General features: G+C 67.9%; 19 protein-coding genes. 7 read left to right on the top strand and 12 right to left on the bottom strand.

The genetic code is table 11. The features are described from left to right. Positions 1-50: 50 nt before the first annotated feature. Both A9975_RS12830 and A9975_RS12825 read right to left on the bottom strand, forming a co-directional pair. Positions 51-1,508, bottom strand: coding sequence for a M81 family metallopeptidase (locus A9975_RS12830; protein WP_183033088.1), 1,458 nt, complete (start codon positions 1,506-1,508; stop codon positions 51-53). Between the two features lie 11 nt (positions 1,509-1,519). Then, positions 1,520-2,500 (bottom strand): tripartite tricarboxylate transporter substrate binding protein, encoded by a 981-nt coding sequence (locus A9975_RS12825; protein ID WP_183033087.1) that lies wholly within the window; start codon positions 2,498-2,500, stop codon positions 1,520-1,522. Positions 2,501-2,663: 163 nt separating this feature from the next. Between A9975_RS12825 and A9975_RS12820 the strand changes: the two genes are divergently transcribed. After that, a complete protein-coding gene (locus tag A9975_RS12820; RefSeq protein ID WP_183033086.1) occupies positions 2,664-3,581 on the top strand; it encodes a LysR family transcriptional regulator in 918 nt (305 codons plus the stop codon). Between the two features lie 34 nt (positions 3,582-3,615). On the opposite strand, the gene A9975_RS12815 is transcribed toward A9975_RS12820, so the two are convergent. Both A9975_RS12815 and A9975_RS12810 read right to left on the bottom strand, forming a co-directional pair. Beyond that, positions 3,616-3,981, bottom strand: a complete 366-nt coding sequence (locus A9975_RS12815) for a hypothetical protein (RefSeq protein ID WP_183033085.1) — start codon at positions 3,979-3,981, stop codon at positions 3,616-3,618. Between the two features lie 157 nt (positions 3,982-4,138). Beyond that, complete coding sequence (locus A9975_RS12810; RefSeq protein WP_183033084.1) at positions 4,139-4,609, bottom strand: MarR family transcriptional regulator; 471 nt, start codon at positions 4,607-4,609, stop codon at positions 4,139-4,141. Positions 4,610-5,175: 566 nt separating this feature from the next. Here A9975_RS12810 and A9975_RS12805 point away from each other — a divergent pair. From A9975_RS12805 to A9975_RS12795, 3 genes are all read left to right on the top strand, one after another. Continuing rightward, positions 5,176-6,042: a DUF6597 domain-containing transcriptional factor gene (locus A9975_RS12805; protein WP_255503179.1), complete on the top strand. Its 867-nt coding sequence runs from the start codon at positions 5,176-5,178 to the stop codon at positions 6,040-6,042. A gap of 76 nt (positions 6,043-6,118) precedes the next feature. Continuing rightward, positions 6,119-6,472: a VOC family protein gene (locus A9975_RS12800; RefSeq protein ID WP_183033083.1), complete on the top strand. Its 354-nt coding sequence runs from the start codon at positions 6,119-6,121 to the stop codon at positions 6,470-6,472. A gap of 284 nt (positions 6,473-6,756) precedes the next feature. Next, the gene (locus A9975_RS12795; protein WP_183033082.1) at positions 6,757-8,121 is read left to right on the top strand and encodes an MFS transporter; all 1,365 of its coding nucleotides are present in this window, start codon (positions 6,757-6,759) and stop codon (positions 8,119-8,121) included. 44 nt (positions 8,122-8,165) lie between these two features. Here A9975_RS12795 and A9975_RS12790 read toward each other — a convergent pair whose 3' ends face one another. Together A9975_RS12790 and A9975_RS12785 are read right to left on the bottom strand one after the other, a co-directional pair. Next, a complete protein-coding gene (locus A9975_RS12790) occupies positions 8,166-9,143 on the bottom strand; it encodes an aldo/keto reductase (protein ID WP_183033081.1) in 978 nt (325 codons plus the stop codon). 98 nt (positions 9,144-9,241) lie between these two features. Continuing rightward, positions 9,242-9,397 carry a hypothetical protein gene (locus A9975_RS12785; RefSeq protein ID WP_183033159.1) on the bottom strand — a complete coding sequence of 52 codons (156 nt, stop codon included), beginning with the start codon at positions 9,395-9,397 and terminating at the stop codon, positions 9,242-9,244. Between the two features lie 47 nt (positions 9,398-9,444). On the opposite strand from A9975_RS12785, the gene A9975_RS38065 reads away from it, so the two are divergent. Then, positions 9,445-9,792, top strand: coding sequence for a hypothetical protein (locus tag A9975_RS38065; protein ID WP_370564492.1), 348 nt, complete (start codon positions 9,445-9,447; stop codon positions 9,790-9,792). Here the strand turns inward: A9975_RS38065 and A9975_RS12775 are convergent. Both A9975_RS12775 and A9975_RS12770 read right to left on the bottom strand, forming a co-directional pair. Next, positions 9,680-10,519, bottom strand: coding sequence for a dienelactone hydrolase family protein (locus A9975_RS12775; protein WP_183033080.1), 840 nt, complete (start codon positions 10,517-10,519; stop codon positions 9,680-9,682). The genes A9975_RS38065 and A9975_RS12775 overlap by 113 nt on opposite strands. Before the next feature lie 26 nt (positions 10,520-10,545). Next, positions 10,546-11,004, bottom strand: coding sequence for a tautomerase (locus tag A9975_RS12770; RefSeq protein ID WP_183033079.1), 459 nt, complete (start codon positions 11,002-11,004; stop codon positions 10,546-10,548). A 94-nt stretch (positions 11,005-11,098) separates the two neighbouring features. Here A9975_RS12770 and A9975_RS12765 point away from each other — a divergent pair, with 94 nt between their 5' ends. Continuing rightward, positions 11,099-12,088: a GlxA family transcriptional regulator gene (locus A9975_RS12765; protein WP_183033078.1), complete on the top strand. Its 990-nt coding sequence runs from the start codon at positions 11,099-11,101 to the stop codon at positions 12,086-12,088. A gap of 23 nt (positions 12,089-12,111) precedes the next feature. Here A9975_RS12765 and A9975_RS12760 read toward each other — a convergent pair whose 3' ends face one another. After that, positions 12,112-12,546 (bottom strand): DUF4279 domain-containing protein, encoded by a 435-nt coding sequence (locus A9975_RS12760; protein WP_183033077.1) that lies wholly within the window; start codon positions 12,544-12,546, stop codon positions 12,112-12,114. 189 nt (positions 12,547-12,735) lie between these two features. On the opposite strand from A9975_RS12760, the gene A9975_RS12755 reads away from it, so the two are divergent. Next, on the top strand, positions 12,736-14,031 hold the full coding sequence (locus A9975_RS12755) for an MFS transporter (protein ID WP_183033076.1): 1,296 nt from the start codon (positions 12,736-12,738) through the stop codon (positions 14,029-14,031). Between the two features lie 48 nt (positions 14,032-14,079). Here A9975_RS12755 and A9975_RS12750 read toward each other — a convergent pair whose 3' ends face one another. From A9975_RS12750 to macA, 3 genes are read right to left on the bottom strand one after another with little or no spacing between them, the layout of a single operon-like run. Continuing rightward, positions 14,080-15,534: an efflux transporter outer membrane subunit gene (locus tag A9975_RS12750; RefSeq protein ID WP_183033075.1), complete on the bottom strand. Its 1,455-nt coding sequence runs from the start codon at positions 15,532-15,534 to the stop codon at positions 14,080-14,082. Next, positions 15,527-17,527 (bottom strand): MacB family efflux pump subunit, encoded by a 2,001-nt coding sequence (locus A9975_RS12745; protein ID WP_183033074.1) that lies wholly within the window; start codon positions 17,525-17,527, stop codon positions 15,527-15,529. Before A9975_RS12745 ends, A9975_RS12750 begins: the two co-directional genes overlap by 8 nt. After that, positions 17,524-18,657 (bottom strand): macrolide transporter subunit MacA, encoded by a 1,134-nt coding sequence (gene macA, locus A9975_RS12740; protein ID WP_183033047.1) that lies wholly within the window; start codon positions 18,655-18,657, stop codon positions 17,524-17,526. The genes A9975_RS12745 and macA overlap by 4 nt, the downstream gene beginning before the upstream one ends. Positions 18,658-18,919: the final 262 nt, after the last annotated feature.

The following is an 18,919-nucleotide window of genomic DNA, read 5'->3' as shown; positions in this document are numbered from 1 at the left end:
GCCGTGAAGGCGGCGCACGCGCGTCTGGGCGCGTGCGCCGCCTTTTTTGTTCAGGCATCGATCGGCCACTTGGGCCGGCAAATGTGCCGATAGGGCAGGGAACGCAAATCGAGCGAGACCGAGCCTGGCGCGTCCGCATAGATGACATGGCGCGCAATCCGCGAGAACGCGGTGTGGAAGTGCTGCGCGGACTTGACGACGATCAGCGTCTTTTCGGGCAGACGGCAGCCGAGCTGCGTGAAGACATCGGTGTCCAGCGCCTGCGCGCGCCGCGTGATCAGCACGATCTCGATGCCATCCGCCTCCACCAGTGCCGCGTTGCCTACCGCCGCCGGCGCGCCCGACAGCCCCGTCATGATCATGTCAGGGACCAGCGCCTTCACGGTGCAAGCCAGGTCGATGGGCTCGCCGGACATCGGGCTGACCTTGCCGCCGATGCGCAGCGCCAGCCGCGCGCCCACGCCGGCACTAAAGGCAATGCGCACAGCGATGGGATCCCACAAGGGGCCCACCGCCACGTTGCCGATGCCACGCTCGCGCAGCCGATGCAGCAGGAACGTGGCATCGCCCGCCGCGCCGCCGCCGGGGTTGTCGGCGGCATCCGCGATCACCACGGGCGCGCCGCCCGGCGCCATGGCCAATGCCAGTGCCTGGTCGATGGCCGCATCCGGGCCAGGGTAAGCGGGCGCCAGGGCCTCGCGCATGCGGATCAGCTCGTCGGCCAGGCGCCGCGCGAGCCGGTGCGCGGCTGCGCTATCGCCATCCGCGTACACCAGCAGCTTGGTGCCCATGTCTGGCACGTCGCCCCACGGGAAGCCATGTGCCACGGAGACCGAGAGGATGCCGTCGTGTCCCTCCAGTGCGATCAGCCGGTCGACGTAGCTGCGTGCCGGCTCCTGGTTGGTCCGGATGGTGACGACCATCCCGCAGTCGGCCACCGCCGCCACGGGGGCGATGTGTCCCGCCACCTGCGCCGCGCACAGGTCCACCAGTTCCAGCGCTCGCTCGCGGATATCGGTGTGCGGATATTCCTTGTAGGCCACCAGGATGTCGGCATGCGCCACCATGTCATCCGACAGGTGGCAGTGCGGGTCCAGCTCGGCGCCGATCACCACGCCGGGGCCAACCAGCGCGCGCACGCGGGTGAGCAGGTCGCCCTCGCAGTCCGCATAGCCATCGGCCACCATGGCGCCGTGCAGGCCCAGCACCACCATGTCGACGGGCAGCGCCCGCCGCAGGTCGCCGAGCAGCTCATCGCGCAGCGCCTCATAGGCGTGGCGCGTGGTGACGCCGCCGGGCTGGGCGCCCGTGGCCATGCCCTCGATCACCACCCAGCCGCGCGCGCGGCCGCGTTCGCGCGCGGCCCACAGCGGGCCGCTGAACACGGTCATCTCGGGCGGGTGCGTGCCTGCGGGAAAGTAGCCGCGGTCGACGAATGCATCGAGCGCGGTCGGCAGCGGGGCGAAGGTGTTGGTCTCGGTGGCTAGCGAGCCGGTAAAAACGCGCATGATCTGCCGGCCTAGTCCGCGGTGGCGCCAGAGGCCTTGACCACCGCGCCCCATTTGGTGATTTCCGAGCCGACAAACTGGCGCAGCGCCTCGGGCGTGCCGCCGCCCGGCGTCGCCACCATCGCGGCGAGCTTCTCGCGGGTTTCCTTCTCGGCCATGATCGCGTTGACTTCCTTGTTCAGCGTATCGACGATGCTGCCCGGCGTGCCAGCGGGCAGGAAGAGCGCGTACCACGACACCACTTCATAGCCCTTCAACCCGCCCGCATCCACGGTGGGGATCTCCGGCGCGAAGGGCTGCGGGCTGGCGCTGGTCACGGCCAGCGCGCGCAGCTTGCCGCTCTTGATCAGCGGCATGACCGACGGCGCCGTATCGAACATCACCTGCACCTGGCCCGCCATCAGGTCGGTCAGCGCCGGCGCGCTGCCCTTGTACTGCACGTGCTCCATCTGGATGCCCGCCATCATCTTGAACAACTCGGCCGACAGCCGCGTGGACGAGCCCGCGCCGGACGAGGCAAAGAAGATGCCCTTGGGATGCGCCTTGGCATAGCTGATGAACTCCGCCACCGTCGTGGCCGGCACCGACGGGTTCACCGCCATGATGTTCGGGAAGCGCGTGAGCAGTACCACCGGCGCGAAGTCTTTCTGGAAGTCGAAGGGCAGCTTCTTGTACAGCGAGACGTTGATGGTGCTGGCATTGGAGCCTAGCAGGATGGTGTAGCCATCATTGGGCGAGCGCGCCACGCCGGCCGCTGCGATATTGCTGGCCGCGCCAGGACGGTTCTCGACCACGAAGCTCTGCCCAAGCCGCTCCGACAGCCGGTTGGCCACCAGCCGCGCCACGGCATCGGAGGAGCCGCCGGGCGCGTAACCGACCACGATCTTAACGGGTTTGACCGGGTACGCGGGGTCTTGCGGCGCCGCGCCCGCGGCCTGGTGACAGAGCACGCCCAAGGTTGCGGCTGCCAGGATAGAAGCGAAGGGTTTCATGCTTTGTTTGCTCGAAGGGGATCGTGGTCGCGGATTTGCCGCCCGCACATTATTCGCAATTCCCGTCGTCCGAATCAATGTAAGCTTGTCAGGAAATTGTTGCCTATTTGGCAACGATTTGCGGAGTTTGAGCCAGTCAGGAAACGTGAAACAGGAACGGAACATGGAAGGCGGACTGAGCGCGCGGCGCCTGCAGTATTTCTACGAAGCGGTCAACACAGGGTCGGTGCGCGGCGCAGCCGAGCGCCTTGGCGTGGAGCCGTCGATCGTCAGCCGGCAGATCCAGTTGCTGGAGACCGAGCTAGGCGTGGCGCTGCTGGAGCGCAAAGGCCGGGGCATCGTGCCCACGGAGGTGGCCGCCATCGTGATGGACCATTGCCGCGACCGCCAGGCCAGCGAGCAAGCGCTGATGGCCCGGCTCGATGAAGTGAACGGCCTGCAGCGCGGGGATATCCAGCTGATGGCCAGCGAGGGCTTTGTCGATATCCTGATGAGCGGGGTGGTGGATGCGTTCTGCCGGCAATATCCCGGCATCCGCGTCTCGCTCAAGGTGGCGGGCGCCTCCGACGCCGTGCGCGCGGTGGCGCACGACGACGCGCATATCGGCGTCGTGTTCGGCGCGCCCGCGGACCCCGCCGTTCGCGTGGTCACGGCGCGCACGCATCCGCTATGCGTGATCGCCTGGCCCGACCATCCCCTCGCGCGGCAGCGCAAACGGCCCGCCCTGAAGGACGTGGCGCGATATCCGGTGGCGCTGATGGCGCCGGGATTCGGTTTGCGCCAGCTGATCCAGATGGCCGAGCTGTCCGAGAACATCGTTCTCACGCCCAGCTTCGTCGCCAACTCCATCCTTACGCTCAAGCGCTATGTCGAGTGCCGCCTTGGCCTGACCTTCACCTCTTCGAATTCCGTGGTGAAGGAAGTCGCCAGGGGCGAGCTGGTGGCGCTGCGCACCACCAACCCCATCTTCGAGGCCGCGCAGTCGCGCCTGATCGTCAGGGCCAACCGGCCGCTGACCAGTGCGGCACGCGGCATGCTTGAGCGCATCGAGGCGTCGCCGTTGTTTGGTGGCGGGAAGTGAGGGCCGGCTGGCTGCTCGCAGGCATGGCCGTGGCTTAGCTCTGCATGGATGCCTGGGACAGGCTCGCCGTGGCTGGTGTCGCGGCGAGCCGTGCCGCGCGGCAAAGCGCAGTGGCTGTCGCAAGGCCCTGTGCCACAACGGCCATTGGCCGGTACAGCGCCGTGGCCAGCACCGCAGCCATGCCCTCTTGCGTCAACGGGCCAAATGCAGCAACGCACCTCTCCAGCGGCGGGGACGTCTCGGCGGCGATCAGGAATGCCAGGATTTCCGTGCCGGCTTCGCCCAGGCCGGCGGCCTGCGCCAAGGCCGAGGCGCGGGGCCAGGCCGGATACGCGGTGATGTAGGCGGGGTCGGCAGCATAGCGGACGGCTTGCGCAATACCGGGGTCTTGCGCTGCCAATTGCACCCGCCGAGGATCTTGTGCCAGCTCCGCGCGCCGCAGCAGCCGTCTTATCCAATGGCAGACCACGGCGGGAGGCGGCATGTCATTCGTCATATCGGCGCTGGGTACGGCAGGGAGCATCGGGGTTCCGGTTGGTTTGTTGGTTTGTTTGTTTTCAGTGCGCCAGTTCCACCCGGCGTTCCGCCTGGCGTCCAAGCCGCACGCTGTGGTCGTGCAACGTGGCCTTCATGCGCCGGAGCGAGGCCGTCAGCGCGTTGCGTTCCTCTGTGCTGAAGGGGGCCACGGAGACGGAGTGGAGCGCCTTCAACCCTTTCCAGACGCGGTCCACCTTAGGCTCGGCGCGCGCGGGAATCAACGGCCGGCCGGCGGGATCGTATGTGATCCAGCCGTCGGCGTGCAAGGCGTCCAGCAGGCTTTCCGAGTGCGCCGCGGATATCAGCATCTGGCCCAGGTAAGGCTCATGGCGAACGAACTCTTCCTGGCGGATAGCGCGCAGCAAGATCCATTTCGGATAGTCGAGTCCAGCATCGCACAGAGTCTGGTCCAGCACGCGCTGCCATTCGCGCACGCTGTCCATCAAGGCAAGAAGTACGGATTCCGTCGGTTCGAGAGCCTTAGGCTGCATTGCTTTATCTCCTGTCTTTTGAGCTTGCCGCCAGACCAGGGGGCCGGTGCGTGGCCGGCCCGGGCGGCGCAGGGGATGCGGCGGGCGTCGCCTGCCTTGATTTCCTGCGGAGCAGACATTAGCAGACAACTTCTGCCATGGCGAAGTGTCCCTGCGGATCGAAAGGTCTGGCAGTGCATTACGCGGCGCAAACCAAGGGAAAATCCCAAGTGGCTTGTCCGGTGCGCATCACGCCGGCGTTCGCGCCGCGAACTTCGGTGCGGCTGCTGGCCGGGGTTGTAATGCCATTCCGAGTGCCCCCGCACCTGTACCTGCGTGCGGCCGCGGCCCATGCCATGGCTTCCCGGGGGGGCGCCAGATGTCGCCAGCCAGTATCATCACGTCGACATCGGGATTCGGAAAGTCCATCGGATAGGCCGAAAGATGCGGGTCCGAAACCAAGCCGATTTTCATGCGTCGTTCCTTGGGGGGCTGGCGATGCCAATCCCGGTGCCATGCATGAATCGCCATTCATCACCATCGATCACCATCGATCGCTATCAACGTCTGCGGGGACCCACAGCGTAATGCAACAGCCGGATTCGCGACATTCACCGGACATTCCCGCGCTGGCAGGCACGGTCGGGCGCTACGGCGAAGCCCGGCCCCGGCCTGAGCTCCAGCCGCACTTCCAGTGCGTGTGGACCAGCGCCTTGCCAACTGACCACGCCGGTGCGATCGCCGTCGTGCCGGACGGCTGCGTGGACGTGCTCTGGCGCGCCGGCCGGCTGCTGGTGGTCGGGCCCGACATCACCGCGGCCCGGCCGGACCTGGCGCCCGGCGCGGTGGTGCTGGGTGCGCGCTTTCAACCAGGCGCGGCGCTGCCTTGGCTGGGCCTGCCCATGTCGGAGATCGTCGGGAGCCAGGTTGAGCTGGCCGACCTGTGGGGCCAGCGTGGGCGGGAATTTGCCGGGAGGATGGAGGAGGCCGCGGCCGCAGGGCGCGAGGTCGAGGTATTCCAGAGCCAGCTGGCGCAGACGGCGTTGCGCGTCGAGGCCCCGAGCCGCGAGGCGGCAGCCATCTTCGCGCTGGTGCAGGCCAATGCCGGCATGGCGGACGAGACGATTCCTCTGCTCCTGCGCCGGCTGGGCCTTGGCGAGCGCACGCTGCGGCGCCGCAGCGTCGAGCATTTCGGCTATGGCGCGAAGACGCTGGAGCGGATCCTGCGATTTCAGCGTGCGCTGTCGCTGGCGCTGGCGCACGAATCGACGCAGCGGGCAGGCGGCAGGGGAGGCAACCGGGCAGGCAGGGCGGACAGGTCCGACTTTGGGCTGGCCGCGCTCGCGGCGGATGCGGGCTATGCCGACCAGGCTCACCTGAGCCGGGAGATCCAGTCGTTGTGCGGCATGACGGCGTCGGCCCTGCTGCGCCAGTTGCGCGCGCCAAAGGCTTGATTGGCCGTTTTGTTCAAGCTTTGCCGCGGCCTCCGGGTGAAAATGGTGTTCCTTATCCATCACCAGGGAGTTCGCCATGGGCATCAGAGGCCAGGACCGGCAGATCGACAACATCGAGTTCAACGTCAGCGACATCGCGCGCAGCAAGGCGTTCTATGGCGCAGCCTTCGGCTGGAGCTTTACCGACTACGGCCCCGCCTACTGCGAGTTCAGCGATGGCCGGCTGACCGGTGGCTTCACCACCGGCGAAGAGGTCCGCCCCGGCGGGCCGCTTGTGATCCTGTACGCGGATGACCTGGCGCTGGCGCAGCAGGGCGTGGAGGCGGCCGGCGGCACCGTGGTCCGGGCGGTCTTCTCGTTCCCGGGCGGGCGGCGTTTCCATTTCCGCGACCCGGACGGCTACGAACTGGCGGTGTGGTCGGCGGCATAGTGCAGACGCGTCACCTGGCGCTGCCTTAGCGGTCATTCCGGTCATTCCGGCTATTTGCCTATCCGCCGGCGACGCCGTCGCCTGCAGATATTCGCGTTATCCCGTATTGTGTCGGCTTGCCATGCCCTCTCTCGCATCGGGAGGGTGAGCCATGGTGCATGTATCAAACAATCGGGCAGGGCGCCGGCGCATTGCGCGCGGCTTCCCGGGCGCGGCGGTAACTGGCAAAGACAGTGTCGAACACAGCAGAATCCAATCTCCCCTCTCGCGCGGCGGATGCGCCCATGACGTCGCTGGAGCGCCGCGGCATGGCCGCCATCCTGGTGGCGGTCTCACTCGCTACGCTCGATACGGCAATCGCCAACACCGCGCTTCCCAACATCGCCGCCTCGCTGCATGCCACCCCGGCGGCCTCCGTCTGGGTCATCAACGCCTACCAGCTCGCCATGGTGGCCACGCTGCTGCCGTTCGCGGCGCTGGGCGGCATCGTCGGGCACCGGCGCGTGTATCTCGGCGGCTTGATGCTGTTCATCGCCGCGTCGGTGGTCTGCGCGCTTTCCTGGTCGCTGCCCACGCTGGTGGCAGCCCGGCTGCTGCAGGGCGTGGGTGCCAGCGCCATCATGAGCGTGAACGCGGCGCTGATCAGCGCGATCTTTCCGCCGCATCGGCTCGGGCGTGGCGTCGGGCTCAACGCCCTGGTGGTTGGCGTGTCGTTCGCGGTGGGACCCACGGTGGCCTCGATCATCCTGTCGCTGGGGCCGTGGCCGTGGCTGTTCGCCGTGAACCTGCCGATCGGCCTGCTGGCGCTCTACATCGCCTGGCCGGCGCTGCCCCAGACGGTGCGCGGCGTGCACCGCTTTGACCGCGTCGCGGCGGGGCTCAACGTGGTGATGTTCGCCTCGCTGATCTTTGCGCTGGGCGAGGGCGCGCAACGCGCGCCGCTGGGGCAGTCGCTGGCGGCGCTGGCCCTGTTCCTGGTGGCGTTCGTGCTGCTGCTGCGCCGCGAGCGCGGCCATCCCGCGCCGATGCTGCCCATCGATTTGCTCAAGCGGCCCATGTTCGCGCTGTCGACCATGACCGCGATCTGCTCGTTCGCCGCGCAGGGGCTGGCCTTCGTGTCGCTGCCGTTCTACTTCGAGAGCGTGCTGGGGCGCAGCCCGATCGAGACCGGCTTCCTGATGACGCCGTGGTCGGCGGTGGTGGCGCTGATGGCGCCGCTGGCCGGGCGGTTGTCCGACCGCTATGCGCCGGGTTTGCTCGGCGGCGTGGGGCTGGCGGTGATGTGCATGGGCATGGTGTCGCTGGCGCTGCTGCCGGCGCATCCCAGTGCGCTGGATATCGGCATTCGCATGGCGATTTGCGGCGCGGGCTTCGGCTTCTTCCAGTCACCCAACCTCAAGGCGCTGATGTCGAGCGCGCCGCGCGAGCGCGCCGGCGGCGCCAGCGGCGTGATTGCCACCGCGCGCCTGCTCGGCCAGGCCACCGGCGCGGCGCTGGTCGCGCTCAGCTTCGGCATTGCGGGCCGCCACGGCCCCACCCTGGCGCTGGCGATCGGCGCGGGCTTCGCGGGCGTGGCCAGTATCGCCAGCGGGCTGCGCCTGATCACGCGTGAGCCGGGCGCGGCCGCGCTGCGGCCCTCGGGCGAGTGACCGGCCGCCGGTAGTTCACCGGCGTCGCCGTCGCCGTTGCTGCCTCAGAAGCCCACGGGCGCATGCGGCACGTAGGGTGCCTCCAGTGCGGCGATCTCCTCGGCGGTGAGGCCGAGCGAGAGTGCTGCCACGGCGTCCTCGATATGGTGCGGCTTGGATGCGCCAATGATCGGCGAGGTGATCTCCCGCTTCTGCGACAACCACGCCAGCGCGACCTGGGCAGCCGGCACGCCGCGGGCCTGCGCAATGGCGTGCACCTGCTCCACCACCTTGCGGTCCGACGCCTCGGTATTGCGGTACAGCGTCTTGCCAAACTCGTCGCTCTCCTCGCGGGCGCTGCCGGCAAGCCACGGCCGGGTCAGGCGGCCGCGCGCCAGCGGGCTCCACGGCATCACCGCGATGCCCTCGGCGGCGCATAGCGGCAGCATCTCGCGCTCCTCTTCGCGGTTCAGCAGGTTCACATGGTCCTGCATGCTGGCGAATTGCGTCCAGCCGTGCAGGCGCGAGGTGTAGATGGCCTTGGAGAACTGCCAGGCATACATCGAGGACGCGCCGATATAGCGCGCCTTGCCCGCCTTGACCACATCGTGCAGCGCTTCGAGGGTTTCCTCGATGGGCGTATGCGGATCCCAGCGGTGGATCTGGTACAGGTCGACGTAATCGGTGCCCAGGCGGCGCAGGCTGTTGTCGATCTCGGCCAGGATGGCGCGGCGCGACAGGCCCGCCCCGTTCGGGCCGGGGCGCATGCGGCCGTGGACCTTGGTGGCAATCACCACGTCGTCGCGGCTGGCGAAGTCTTTCAGCGCGCGGCCGACGATTTCCTCGGAGGTGCCGTCGGAATACACGTTGGCGGTATCGAAGAAGTTGATGCCGGCCTCGACCGCCTGCCGGATCAGGGGGCGGCTGGCTGGCTCGCCAAGCGTCCAGGGGTGGTTGCCGCGCTCGGGCACGCCGTAGGTCATGCAGCCCAGGCACAGCCGGGAGACTCTCAGTCCCGTCGCGCCAAACCTTACATAGTCCATCTTGCCTCTCCTTGAATGCGTCGCTGCCATCGATCCCGGGCGGTGGGCCCGCGGCGGACTCCGGCATGGTATGCCAGTTCCAGAGAGGACGACGGCGCTCAAGGCAGCACGTAGCCGCCGTCGACGAACAGGCTGTTGACCCGCACCGGCGCCAGGTCGAGCGCGAGCGAACGGCCAAGGCCCTCGATGGCGGCGTTGCAAGCCGCATAGGCCGAGGCGCCCTTGATCGGGCGCGCCCCGGCGGCGCCGGACATCAGCACGATGGCGCGGCCCGAGCAAGGACGGCCCGGGCGAGATCAATGTGCCAGTTTCCTGCGCCGGGCTGGTGGTGATGCCGGGCGACCTGGTGGTGGGAGATGCCGATGGCGTGATCGCGGTGCCGGCTGCCGAAGTGGCGGACGTGCTGCGCAAAACGCGCGTACACCTGGAGAAAGAGGCCAGGATCCGCGAGGGCAACCGCAGCGGCACCACGGACCAGGAACGCTTTGACGCGGTGTTGAGGGCGAAAGGTCTGCCGGTGCGGAGGCTGGAGGGCCTTAGCCCTTCTCGTTTTCCCCCGCGCGGTGCAGGCGCCGCACAAAGAACGACAGGATTTCGTCGCGCGCGGCCGCTGTCGGCTCGCCAGCTTCGTCAATCAGGTGGACGGTGACGACGCTGTGCGGGCAAGGCACGTGCTGGGCAAAGAAGGCAGGGACATCGGGGTTGGCGGCACTGTCCGGCAGCGCGCGTCCCACGAACCGGTCGCCAAGGGCCTCGGCATAGGCAGCAAAGCGTTCCGCCCTGCAAAACCGATCGCCTTCAAATCGATACGCCAGCACCGTGAGATCCTCCCGCTCAAGCCGCTCACGCACCGTGGCGAGTTCCCCGGGCGCCATCTCGATGCCACCCGGATCATCCAACGGTAGCGAGGGCTGGCAGATCACCGGCGCCAGCATCGCCGGCTCCAGCATCATCGACAGTGCGAAGTTGCCGGTGAAACACATGCCGATGGCGCCGACGCCGGGGCCGCCGCACTCCTGGTGCGCCAGCCTCGCCAGCGCCCGCAGCCACTGTGTCACCGGGCTCGATTGATTGGCAGCGAATGCGCGAAACTCCGCGCTAACGCAGGCGCGCCGAAAGACCGCCGCACCTGCCTCAGCGTCCGGCACGGCCCCATCGCGGCCGAAGAGCGACGGCATGTAGACCGTCAAGCCCGCATCGCGTACCCAACGGGCAAAGCGTGCGACGTGCGGGCTGATGCCCGGCATCTCCGTCATGACGATCACGGCTGGCCCCGAGCCGGCCACGTGGACCACCTTGGCCACGCCATCGAGCGTGATCGTGCGGTGCGTGAAATCGTCAAGGCGATCTTCTTCCTGCATGCTGCGTTTCACCATGGCATCGTCTCCCGTGCGCTGGATGGTCAGGCCGCGTCGGCCAGATGCTGCAGGTGCCCGTAGCCGGCCACCTTCGCGAAGCGGGGCAACTGCCAGATATCGCCATTGACCCCCCAGGTGCCGTCGGCCACATCGTGGAGCCTCACCGAGGTGGCCAGCCGCCGCCGGTCGCCGGCTGGCTGTGCCTGCTGGAAGGCGTCGTGCATCAACCGTACATACAAGGCCCTGGCCGGCGCGTCCAGCACGCCAGCGGGCACATGGACCGTCGCGATGCAGGGCAGCACCTGCGATGCCATGTCGACGCCGCCGCACGTCCACAGGCCGGCCTCCGCCTCTTCGACCACGACCCAGATCGCGAAGCGCTTGTGCGGGTCGTCGGGCATGCGCTCCGCCATGGCGGCGGCGTCGCTGATGCGGCGGGCGAGATCCGCGCGGGCAGGGCCGGCAAACGCCCCTTTGGGAATGTTGACGAGGATATTGGGCATCGAAGCGTGGTTGTCGTTGGGGTAAGTGCATTAGACGCTTCGGTCAGGTAGACTTTGAGTGTCAATTTAGACATCTTTAGGGCGTTTCCGGCCAATGAAGGATTTCACTGTTCTGGCGCTGTCCGGCGCCTACTCAACCAGCGTGGCTGCGACGATCGATATCCTGCGCGCGGCTTCGCTGCTCGCGCCGCGCATGCATCTGCCCCGGCCGACCTGGCGCGTGGTGTCGACATCAGGGCGGTCGGTGCCGCTGAGCGGCGGCATGCATATCGAAGCCGCGGCCTTGCCGGCGCGGCTGCGCGCGCAGGCCGGGCATGCGACGACCTGGATCGTGCCGGGGCTGGGCATCGACGATGCCGACGCCATCGCCAGCCGGCTGGCGCAAGACGATGCGCGGCTTGCGGCCCGGGCAGTTGCCACGCATGCCGGCGGCGGCGGCCATGTCGCGGCATCTTGCTCCGCGGTGTTCCTGCTACAGGCTGCGGGCCTGCTGGCGCAACGCCGGGTCACGACATCCTGGTGGCTGGCAGCCGAGTTGCAACGCCTGGAGCCGCGCTGCATCGTCGATGCCGACCGCATGGTCTGCGCCGATGAGCACGTGAGCACAGCCGGCGCGGCATTTGCACAGACCGACTTGATGCTTCACCTGTTGCGCAGCCGGTTTGGCGTTGCGCTTGCCGACGCGGTGAGCCGGGTCCTGCTGATCGACGGCCGGCAGGCACAAGCGCGCTTCGTGGTGCCGGCCATGTTGTCCAACGGTAATGCGCTGGTCGGCCGTCTGGTGGCACGGATCGAGTCCGCGTTGCCGCAGCCACCCAGCATCCAGGTGCTGGCGGACGAGTTCGCCATGTCCCAGAGAACGCTGTCGCGGCGTGTGCGCGAGGCCACGGGCAAGAGTACCTTGGCGCTGGTGCAGAGCGTGCGGCTCAATCGCGCCCGCATGCTGATCGAGTCGAGCCGGATGTCCGTCGAGCAGGTTGCCGAGCAGGTGGGCTATGAGGATGCCACGGCGCTCAGGCGCCTGATGCGCAAGAGGGCGGGCGTCACGCCAAGCCAGTATCGAACGGCGGGTGAAGCGGCCTGAAGCGGGTCGTCATCGGCCACCATTCAATGGCGCAGGTGATGTGGCGCTTCCTCGTCGCCGTCTTCGGGGCCTGGGGTCGCGGCAGGCGCCCAGGTGTCGATGGAAAGCCCCGCGTCGATCGCAGCCAATTGGCGGAGTGTCTGCGGTGAGACGTGGACGCCGACGTTTTCGATATCCCCCTCGCAGAACAGAAAGCACAAGATATAGCCATCGCTGCCGAGCGCCGCGCGGATGTGCTGATACATCGGGGAGATCTTCTCTATCAGCCACATGATGTGCTCATCCGCTGAACATCCCTCGATCTCATCGCAGGAAGTCACTTTCAGGACCGAGTGCGGAACGACGCCCAGCGCTCGGCGTTCCCCTTTCCGAGAGTAGTCATAGGTGCTGAGCCCTATGGTGTCGGCAAGCGCCTCGGGATCGAATTGATCGCTATAGAAACAAAGGCTCGCATACATTCTGGTTAGCATTTTTCCCGTTCTGTGCGTGTAGTGTCTGGCTGGCTGTCCGATTGTTGCTCCCGCGCCGAATGCAATTCGTGCGTCATTCGTTTTCTATCTTCCCCCCTTTCTCCCTTCCGGGCCAGCCGGCCAGCCACGAGAGTAGAATCTCGCAAAATTTTTCGCTTGTGGCGCACAGGAATCGACATGACACAGGGCAACGCCAATGCCAACGCCGCCGCGGTGACCGGGCTGAAGCCGGCCGCGGCAGCAAATCCGCCGCACGGCCAGCAAGGCCTCACGGAACAGGAGCAGGGCGCCTACGCCCGCAAGGCCGTGATCGCCTCGGCGGTCGGCTACGCGCTGGACGGCTTCGACCTGCTGATCCTCGGCTTTATCCTGAGCGCGGTGTCTGCCGGCCTGGGGCTGACCAGCACCCAGGCGGGCTCGCTGGTCACGTGGACGCTGGTGGGCGCGGTGGCCGGCGGCATCTTCTTCGGCATCCTGAGCGACTACGTGGGCCGGGTGAAGGTGCTGACCTGGACCATCCTGCTGTTTGCCGCCTTCACCGGCCTGTGCGCGCTCGCGCAGGGCTACTGGGACCTGCTGGCCTACCGGACCATCGCCGGCTTTGGCCTTGGCGGGGAGTTCGGCATCGGCATGGCGCTGGCCACCGAGGCCTGCCGGCCCGGCCAGCGTGCCCGCGTTTCCTCCTATGTGGGCCTTGGCTGGCAGGCGGGCGTGCTTGCCGCGGCGCTGCTGACGCCGGTGCTGCTGCCTTATATCGGCTGGCGTGGCATGTTTGCCATCGGTGTCCTGCCGGCGCTGGCGTCGTTCGTGGTGCGCCGCTTTATCGGTGAGCCGGAAGTGTTCGTTGCCAGCAGCAAGGTGGCGCGCAAGGGCAACCCGCTCAAGATGCTGGTGGCGGATGCCGCGACCGCGCGTGCCAGCCTGGGCGTGGTGGTGCTGTGCTCGGTGCAGAACTTCGGCTACTACGGCCTGATGATCTGGATGCCGACCTACCTGGCCAAGCAATTCAATTACTCGCTGACCAAGTCCGCGCTGTGGACCTCGGTGACCATCATCGGCATGGCCATCGGGATCTGGGTGTTCGGCCAGCTGGCGGACCGCGTCGGCCGCCGGCCCACCTTCCTGATCTACCAGGCCGGGGCAGTGGTGATGGTCTTTGTCTACTCCCAGCTATCGACTCCCTACGCGCTGCTGTTCGGCGGTGCGGTGATGGGCCTGTTCGTCAACGGCATGATCGGCGGCTACGGCGCGCTCATCTCGGAGCTGTATCCCACGCAGGCACGCGCCACCGCGCAGAACGTGCTGTTCAATATCGGCCGTGGCGTGGGTGGCTTTGGCCCGCTGGTGGTCGGCGCGCTGGCCGCCAGCTACTCGTTCGGCACCGCGATTGCGGTGCTGGCGTCGATCTATGTGCTGGATATCCTGGCTACGCTGTTCCTGATTCCGGAGCGCAAGGGCGCCGCGCTGGAGTAGCCCGGACCCTTAAGCCCAACCCTCAAGCCCAACCCTCAAGCCCAACCCTTAGGCCCCGCTCTCCACCGCCGGCCCCCCCAACGCCTTGTACAAGGTCGTGATGTTCACCAGCCGGTCGAACCGGTTGCGCGCCGCCGCCACGGCTGCCTGGCGCAACGTCTCCTTTGCATCGAGCCAGGGCTGCAGCGTGGTGGCGCCGGCGCGGTAGCGCGCCGCGCTAAGCCGCTCCGCCCGGCTTGCGGACTCCAGCGATTCTCCCAGCCGGTCCGCGCGCACGCCCAGCCCCGTATGGTCGGACAGCGCGTTTTCCACTTCGGCAAAGGCCGTGTATAGCGACTGCCGGTATTGCACCACCGTTTCCTGGTACTCGTTCTGCGACACCTGTATCGTCAGCTGCGTGGTGTTCCATTGCAGGAAGGGCAGGCTCAGCCCGGCACCGAGCAGGGCGGTGGGGTCTCGCAGCAGCGAAGCCAGCGCCGCGCTGCCGGTGCCGACGATGCCGGTCAGCGTCAGCTTGGGGTAGAAGCTGGCGCGGGTCGCGTCGGCGTTTGCCAGGGCGGCGCGCAGGCGCCATTCGGCCTGCCGCACGTCGGGCCGGCGTCCGACAAGCGCGGCGGGAATGCCCGCGGCGATGCGCGGCAGCGCTTCGACGGGCAAGGCCTGCGGCTCGGCCACTCCGTGCCCGGGCGGACGGTTGAACAGGATGGCCAGGGCCTGGCGGTTTTCGCTGCGCTGCTGGTCCAGCACGGTACGTTCGGCCAGCAGGGCGGCCAGTTGCTGCTCGGCTTGCGCCAGGTCCAGGCTGGACACCGCGCCAGCGCGGTGGCGCGCGGCCACCAGGCCAAGCGTGCGCCGTGCGTCCGCCAGGCTTTGGCCGGAGATGTCGATCAGTTCGTTCAGCAGGCCGGCGCGCCAGTACAGCGTGGCCGTGGTCGCCGCCAGGGCGATGGTTGCGGCTTCCAGGTCGGCCGCGCTCGCGCGCGCTTCCCAGTCCGCCGCGCCGCGCAGGCTGGCCAGCCGCCCCCACAGGTCGATCTCATAGTTCACTGTCGCATTGATTCCCCCTTCGTCGCGCCGGCCGGGGCCTTCCAGGTTCCATTGGCGCGTGCCCCTGGCCTGCGCGCTCAATTCGGGCGCGCGGTTGGTGGCGGCCAGCCCTGCGCGCAGGCGGGCGCGCTCGAAGCGCAGCGCGGCAATGGCGAGATCGTTGTTGGTTGCCAGCGCGGACGCGACCAGCGCGCTCAGTTGTGGATCGCCAAAGGCCTCCCACCAGGCGTGCGGCTCCAGCGCCGTGGCCGGTGCCCCGGCCGTGTCCTGCCGGGGCGCATGTTGCCAGTGCTGCGGCACGTCCAGCGCGGGATCCACCTCCGGCGTGCGCAGTGCGCTGCAAGCACTCAGGGCAACGGCAATCACCGGCAGCGCGGCGCGCAGGCGCACCGGCAACGCGCGCGGCGAATGTGGCGGCCGTGGTGGCCGTGGCGAATGCGGATTGCGCCTATTCATGGCCAAGCGCCTCGATCGGTTGCAGGCGCGCGGCGTTGCGCGCCGGCATATAGCCGAACACCACGCCGATCAGTGTCGAACACAGGAAGGCGCCGGCAACCGCGCCCGCGGAGAACACCATCTGCCATTGCGGGATCAGCAGCGCCAGCACCAGCCCGATCAGGTAGGCCACGGCGGTGCCGATCACCCCGCCCAGAAGGCATACCAGCACGGCTTCGGTCAGGAATTGCATCAGCACATCGCGCTGCCGGGCACCCACGGCCATGCGGATGCCGATCTCGCGGGTGCGCTCGGTCACCGAGACCAGCATGATGTTCATCACGCCGATGCCGCCGACCAGCAGCGAGATCACGGCGACCGCCGACAAGAACAGCGTGAGCGCCTGTCCGGTGCGTTCCATGGTCTTGACGATGCTGTCCATGTTGTAGGTAAAGAAGTCCTTCTTGCCGTGGCGCAGCGTCAGCAGGCGCTCGATGGCTTGCTGGGCTGCCGCGCTGGGCTGGCCGTCGCGGATGCGCACGGACAGCTCGTCGAAATGCGACTGGCCGAAAATGCGGCTGCCCGCGGTGGTGTAGGGCAGCCAGATATTGAGGCTGCTGCCGTTGTCGTCGAACATGGTCTTCTTCTCGCGCGCCACGCCGATCACCACGCAAGGCAGGTTGCCCACCAGGATGATCTGGCCCAGCGCGCTCAGAGCACTGCCGAACAGCTTGCGGCGGGTTTTTTCGTCGATCACGGCCACTTGCGCGTGCCTGCGCAACTCGTCGGGCAGGAAGGCCGCGCCTTGCGTCAGGCCCAGGCCGCGCACGCGGAAGAAGCTGGCGCCCACGCCATGCACGGTGGCATTGACGTCGACGCCGCGGTACCTCAGCCGCTGGACCTTGCTGGTGATCGCAGTGGCGCTGTCCACATACGGCAGCGCTTGCAGGGCCTCGATATCGGCGGCGACCAGCGTGCGGATGCCGGCGGCGCGGTCGTCGCCAAAATCCTTGCCGGGGAAGATCTCGAGCGTGTTGGCGCCGATGGCGCGGATATCCGCCATCACGTAGCGCTTGGCGCCTTCGCCGATGGCCACGATCGACACCACGGAGGCGATGCCGATGATGATGCCCAGCATGGTCAGCGCGGTGCGCATGCGATGCGCCATCAATGCGCCCCAGGCCATGGAAAAGGCCTCGGTGAAGCCCTGCCAGGCGCGCGCACGCCGCAGCGGGGCCACGGCGTTGCCGCCGGCCCCCGGGGGTTGGGCGGCCAGCCTGGCTCGCACAGGGCTGCTACCCAGCTCATCCTCGGCCCGCGGCGGCCGGTTGGCGCGGTCGGCCACGATGCGGCCGTCGGCGATCTCGATGATGCGCTCGGCGTTGCGCGCCAGTCCCATGTCGTGGGTGACGATGATCACGGTGTGGCCGAGCGCATGCAGCTCGCGCAGGATGGCCAGGACTTCCTTGCCGCTATGGCTGTCGAGCGCGCCCGTGGGCTCGTCCGCCAGGATCACCTGGCCGCCGTTGATCAGCGCGCGGGCAATGCTCACGCGCTGCTGCTGGCCGCCGGAGAGCTGGGAGGGACGGTGCCCGGCGCGCTCGCCCAGGCCCAGCCGCTCCAGCAGCTGCAGGGCGCGGGCACGGCGTGCGGCGCGGTCGGTGGCGGCGTAGATGGCCGGCACTTCCACGTTGTCGGCGGCGGATAGCTGGGCCATCAGGTGGTAGCGCTGGAAGATAAAGCCGAAGCGCTCGCGGCGCAGGCGGGCCAGCGCGTCATCGTCCAGGGCCGCCACGTCCTGGCCTGCCACCAGGTAGTGCCCGGCGTTGGCCTGGTCCAGGCAGCCCAGGATGTTCATCAGCGTGGACTTGCCGGAGCCGGACGCGCCAACGATGGCGACCATCTCGCCCGCGCAGATGGCCAGGCTGACCTGGCGCAGCACGGGGATGTCCTGGTCACCGGCGCGGAACGTGCGTTCCACATGCTGCAGCAGCAAGAGCGGGGCTTGCGTCATGACCGGGTCTCCGCGTTGACGGCAGCGGCATCGCCGGTGATGACGCGATCGCCTTGCGCCAGGCCGCTCAGCACTTGCGCATGCGCGTTGTTGCTCAGGCCGGTGCGCACCTTCACCGTCTCCACGCGCTGGTCCGGGCGCAGCACGCGGACTTCCATGCTGCCGTCCTGGCCGCGCGGCCCCAGCGCGGCCAGGGGCACCAGCAGCGTGTCCCTGGCCTCGCCCAGCATGATGGCGACCTGTGCCGTCATATCGATGCGCAGCTTGTGGCCCGGATTGGGCACGTCGAACAAGGCATTGAAGAACACAGCGTTGTTGATTTTCTCCGGCGACGGCTGAATGGCCTGCAGCGACGCGTGGTAGCGGCGGTCCGGCTCGCCCATGATGGTGAAGTAGACCGCCTGCCGGTCGGCGATGCGGATCACATCGGCCTCCGACACCTGCGCCTTGACGGTCATGGCATCCAGGTTGGCCAGCTTGAGGATGGTCGGTACCTGGTAGGACGCCACCACGGTCTGGCCTTCCAGCGTGGTGAGCGCCACCACCTCGCCGTCCATCGGCGCGACAATGCGGGTGTAGCCAAGGTCGATGCGGGCGGACTCGGCCTTGATGCTGAGCTGCGCGATATCGGCGTCCAGAGCGATCAGCTCTGCCTCCAGCGAGCGCAGGTCGGCTTCGGCGATTTCAAGGTCCTGGCGCGAGGCCGCCTCCTGCGACTGCAGTTCACGCTGGCGTTGCCAGTTCAGGCGGGCCTGGCGCAGGCGCGAGCGCTTGGCGTCACGCTGGGCCTTGCCGCTGGCCACGGCGGCATCCGCCTGGCGCAGCGCATTCTCCAGCAGCACCGGGTCGATCTGGGCCAGCAACTGGCCCTGCTTGACCTTGTCGCCGAGCTTCACCTTCAGCGATTTGAGCTGGCCATTGACCTGCGCGCCGACTTCGACCTGGCGGATGGGCTGCAATATGCCATTGGCCAGCACGGTGACTTCGAGGTCGCCGCGGGTGACGGTGGCGGTGATGTACTCGGGGTGCTTGCCGGGTGTCAGGCGCCAGGCCGCCAACGCGGTGATGGCGCACAGGGTGAGCACGGCGATGATCAGGCCATGCCTGCGGCGGTTCGTGGGATGGGCCATTGGCGTTGCGGGGATCTACGGAAAAAGGATCAAGGTCAGGCAATCTGCGGCGGATGTCTTGGGGAATAGGCGTAGAGGCCTGTTTTGGAAATCAAAGGCAGTGGCGATGCATGAGGGGATTGTGAACGGACAGGCCTGCCGTGTCTGTGGGCAATCTATCCCCGCTTGTCTGAAAGTGTGGCGAGATGTGCGGCTTTGTCGTCGCGCCTGTGTTGGCCGGGGCGCGCGGTGCGGCTGGGTGAGGGCGGGCATTGCCAGCGTG

Source organism: Cupriavidus sp. UME77, from assembly GCF_014170355.1.
GTDB lineage: Bacteria > Pseudomonadota > Gammaproteobacteria > Burkholderiales > Burkholderiaceae > Cupriavidus > Cupriavidus basilensis.
The sequence above is the reverse complement of the archived record's forward strand: the minus strand, read 5'-3'. Positions and strand labels throughout refer to the sequence as shown.

What these genes read in the sequence shown, in the direction of transcription:
- A9975_RS12765 (WP_183033078.1), top strand. Translation starts at nt 11,099, where the DNA reads ATGAAGGATTTCACTGTTCTGGCGCTGTCCGGCGCCTACTCAACCAGC.
- A9975_RS12830 (WP_183033088.1), bottom strand. Translation starts at nt 1,508, where the DNA reads ATGCGCGTTTTTACCGGCTCGCTAGCCACCGAGACCAACACCTTCGCC.
- A9975_RS12805 (WP_255503179.1), top strand. Translation starts at nt 5,176, where the DNA reads ATGCAACAGCCGGATTCGCGACATTCACCGGACATTCCCGCGCTGGCA.
- A9975_RS12785 (WP_183033159.1), bottom strand. Translation starts at nt 9,397, where the DNA reads ATGTCCGGCGCCGCCGGGGCGCGCCCGATCAAGGGCGCCTCGGCCTAT.
- A9975_RS12795 (WP_183033082.1), top strand. Translation starts at nt 6,757, where the DNA reads ATGACGTCGCTGGAGCGCCGCGGCATGGCCGCCATCCTGGTGGCGGTC.
- A9975_RS12810 (WP_183033084.1), bottom strand. Translation starts at nt 4,609, where the DNA reads ATGCAGCCTAAGGCTCTCGAACCGACGGAATCCGTACTTCTTGCCTTG.
- A9975_RS12745 (WP_183033074.1), bottom strand. Translation starts at nt 17,527, where the DNA reads ATGACGCAAGCCCCGCTCTTGCTGCTGCAGCATGTGGAACGCACGTTC.
- A9975_RS12750 (WP_183033075.1), bottom strand. Translation starts at nt 15,534, where the DNA reads ATGAATAGGCGCAATCCGCATTCGCCACGGCCACCACGGCCGCCACAT.
- A9975_RS12775 (WP_183033080.1), bottom strand. Translation starts at nt 10,519, where the DNA reads ATGGTGAAACGCAGCATGCAGGAAGAAGATCGCCTTGACGATTTCACG.
- A9975_RS12790 (WP_183033081.1), bottom strand. Translation starts at nt 9,143, where the DNA reads ATGGACTATGTAAGGTTTGGCGCGACGGGACTGAGAGTCTCCCGGCTG.
- A9975_RS12755 (WP_183033076.1), top strand. Translation starts at nt 12,736, where the DNA reads ATGACACAGGGCAACGCCAATGCCAACGCCGCCGCGGTGACCGGGCTG.
- macA (WP_183033047.1), bottom strand. Translation starts at nt 18,657, where the DNA reads ATGGCCCATCCCACGAACCGCCGCAGGCATGGCCTGATCATCGCCGTG.
- A9975_RS12770 (WP_183033079.1), bottom strand. Translation starts at nt 11,004, where the DNA reads ATGCCCAATATCCTCGTCAACATTCCCAAAGGGGCGTTTGCCGGCCCT.
- A9975_RS12820 (WP_183033086.1), top strand. Translation starts at nt 2,664, where the DNA reads ATGGAAGGCGGACTGAGCGCGCGGCGCCTGCAGTATTTCTACGAAGCG.
- A9975_RS12800 (WP_183033083.1), top strand. Translation starts at nt 6,119, where the DNA reads ATGGGCATCAGAGGCCAGGACCGGCAGATCGACAACATCGAGTTCAAC.
- A9975_RS12760 (WP_183033077.1), bottom strand. Translation starts at nt 12,546, where the DNA reads ATGTATGCGAGCCTTTGTTTCTATAGCGATCAATTCGATCCCGAGGCG.
- A9975_RS12825 (WP_183033087.1), bottom strand. Translation starts at nt 2,500, where the DNA reads ATGAAACCCTTCGCTTCTATCCTGGCAGCCGCAACCTTGGGCGTGCTC.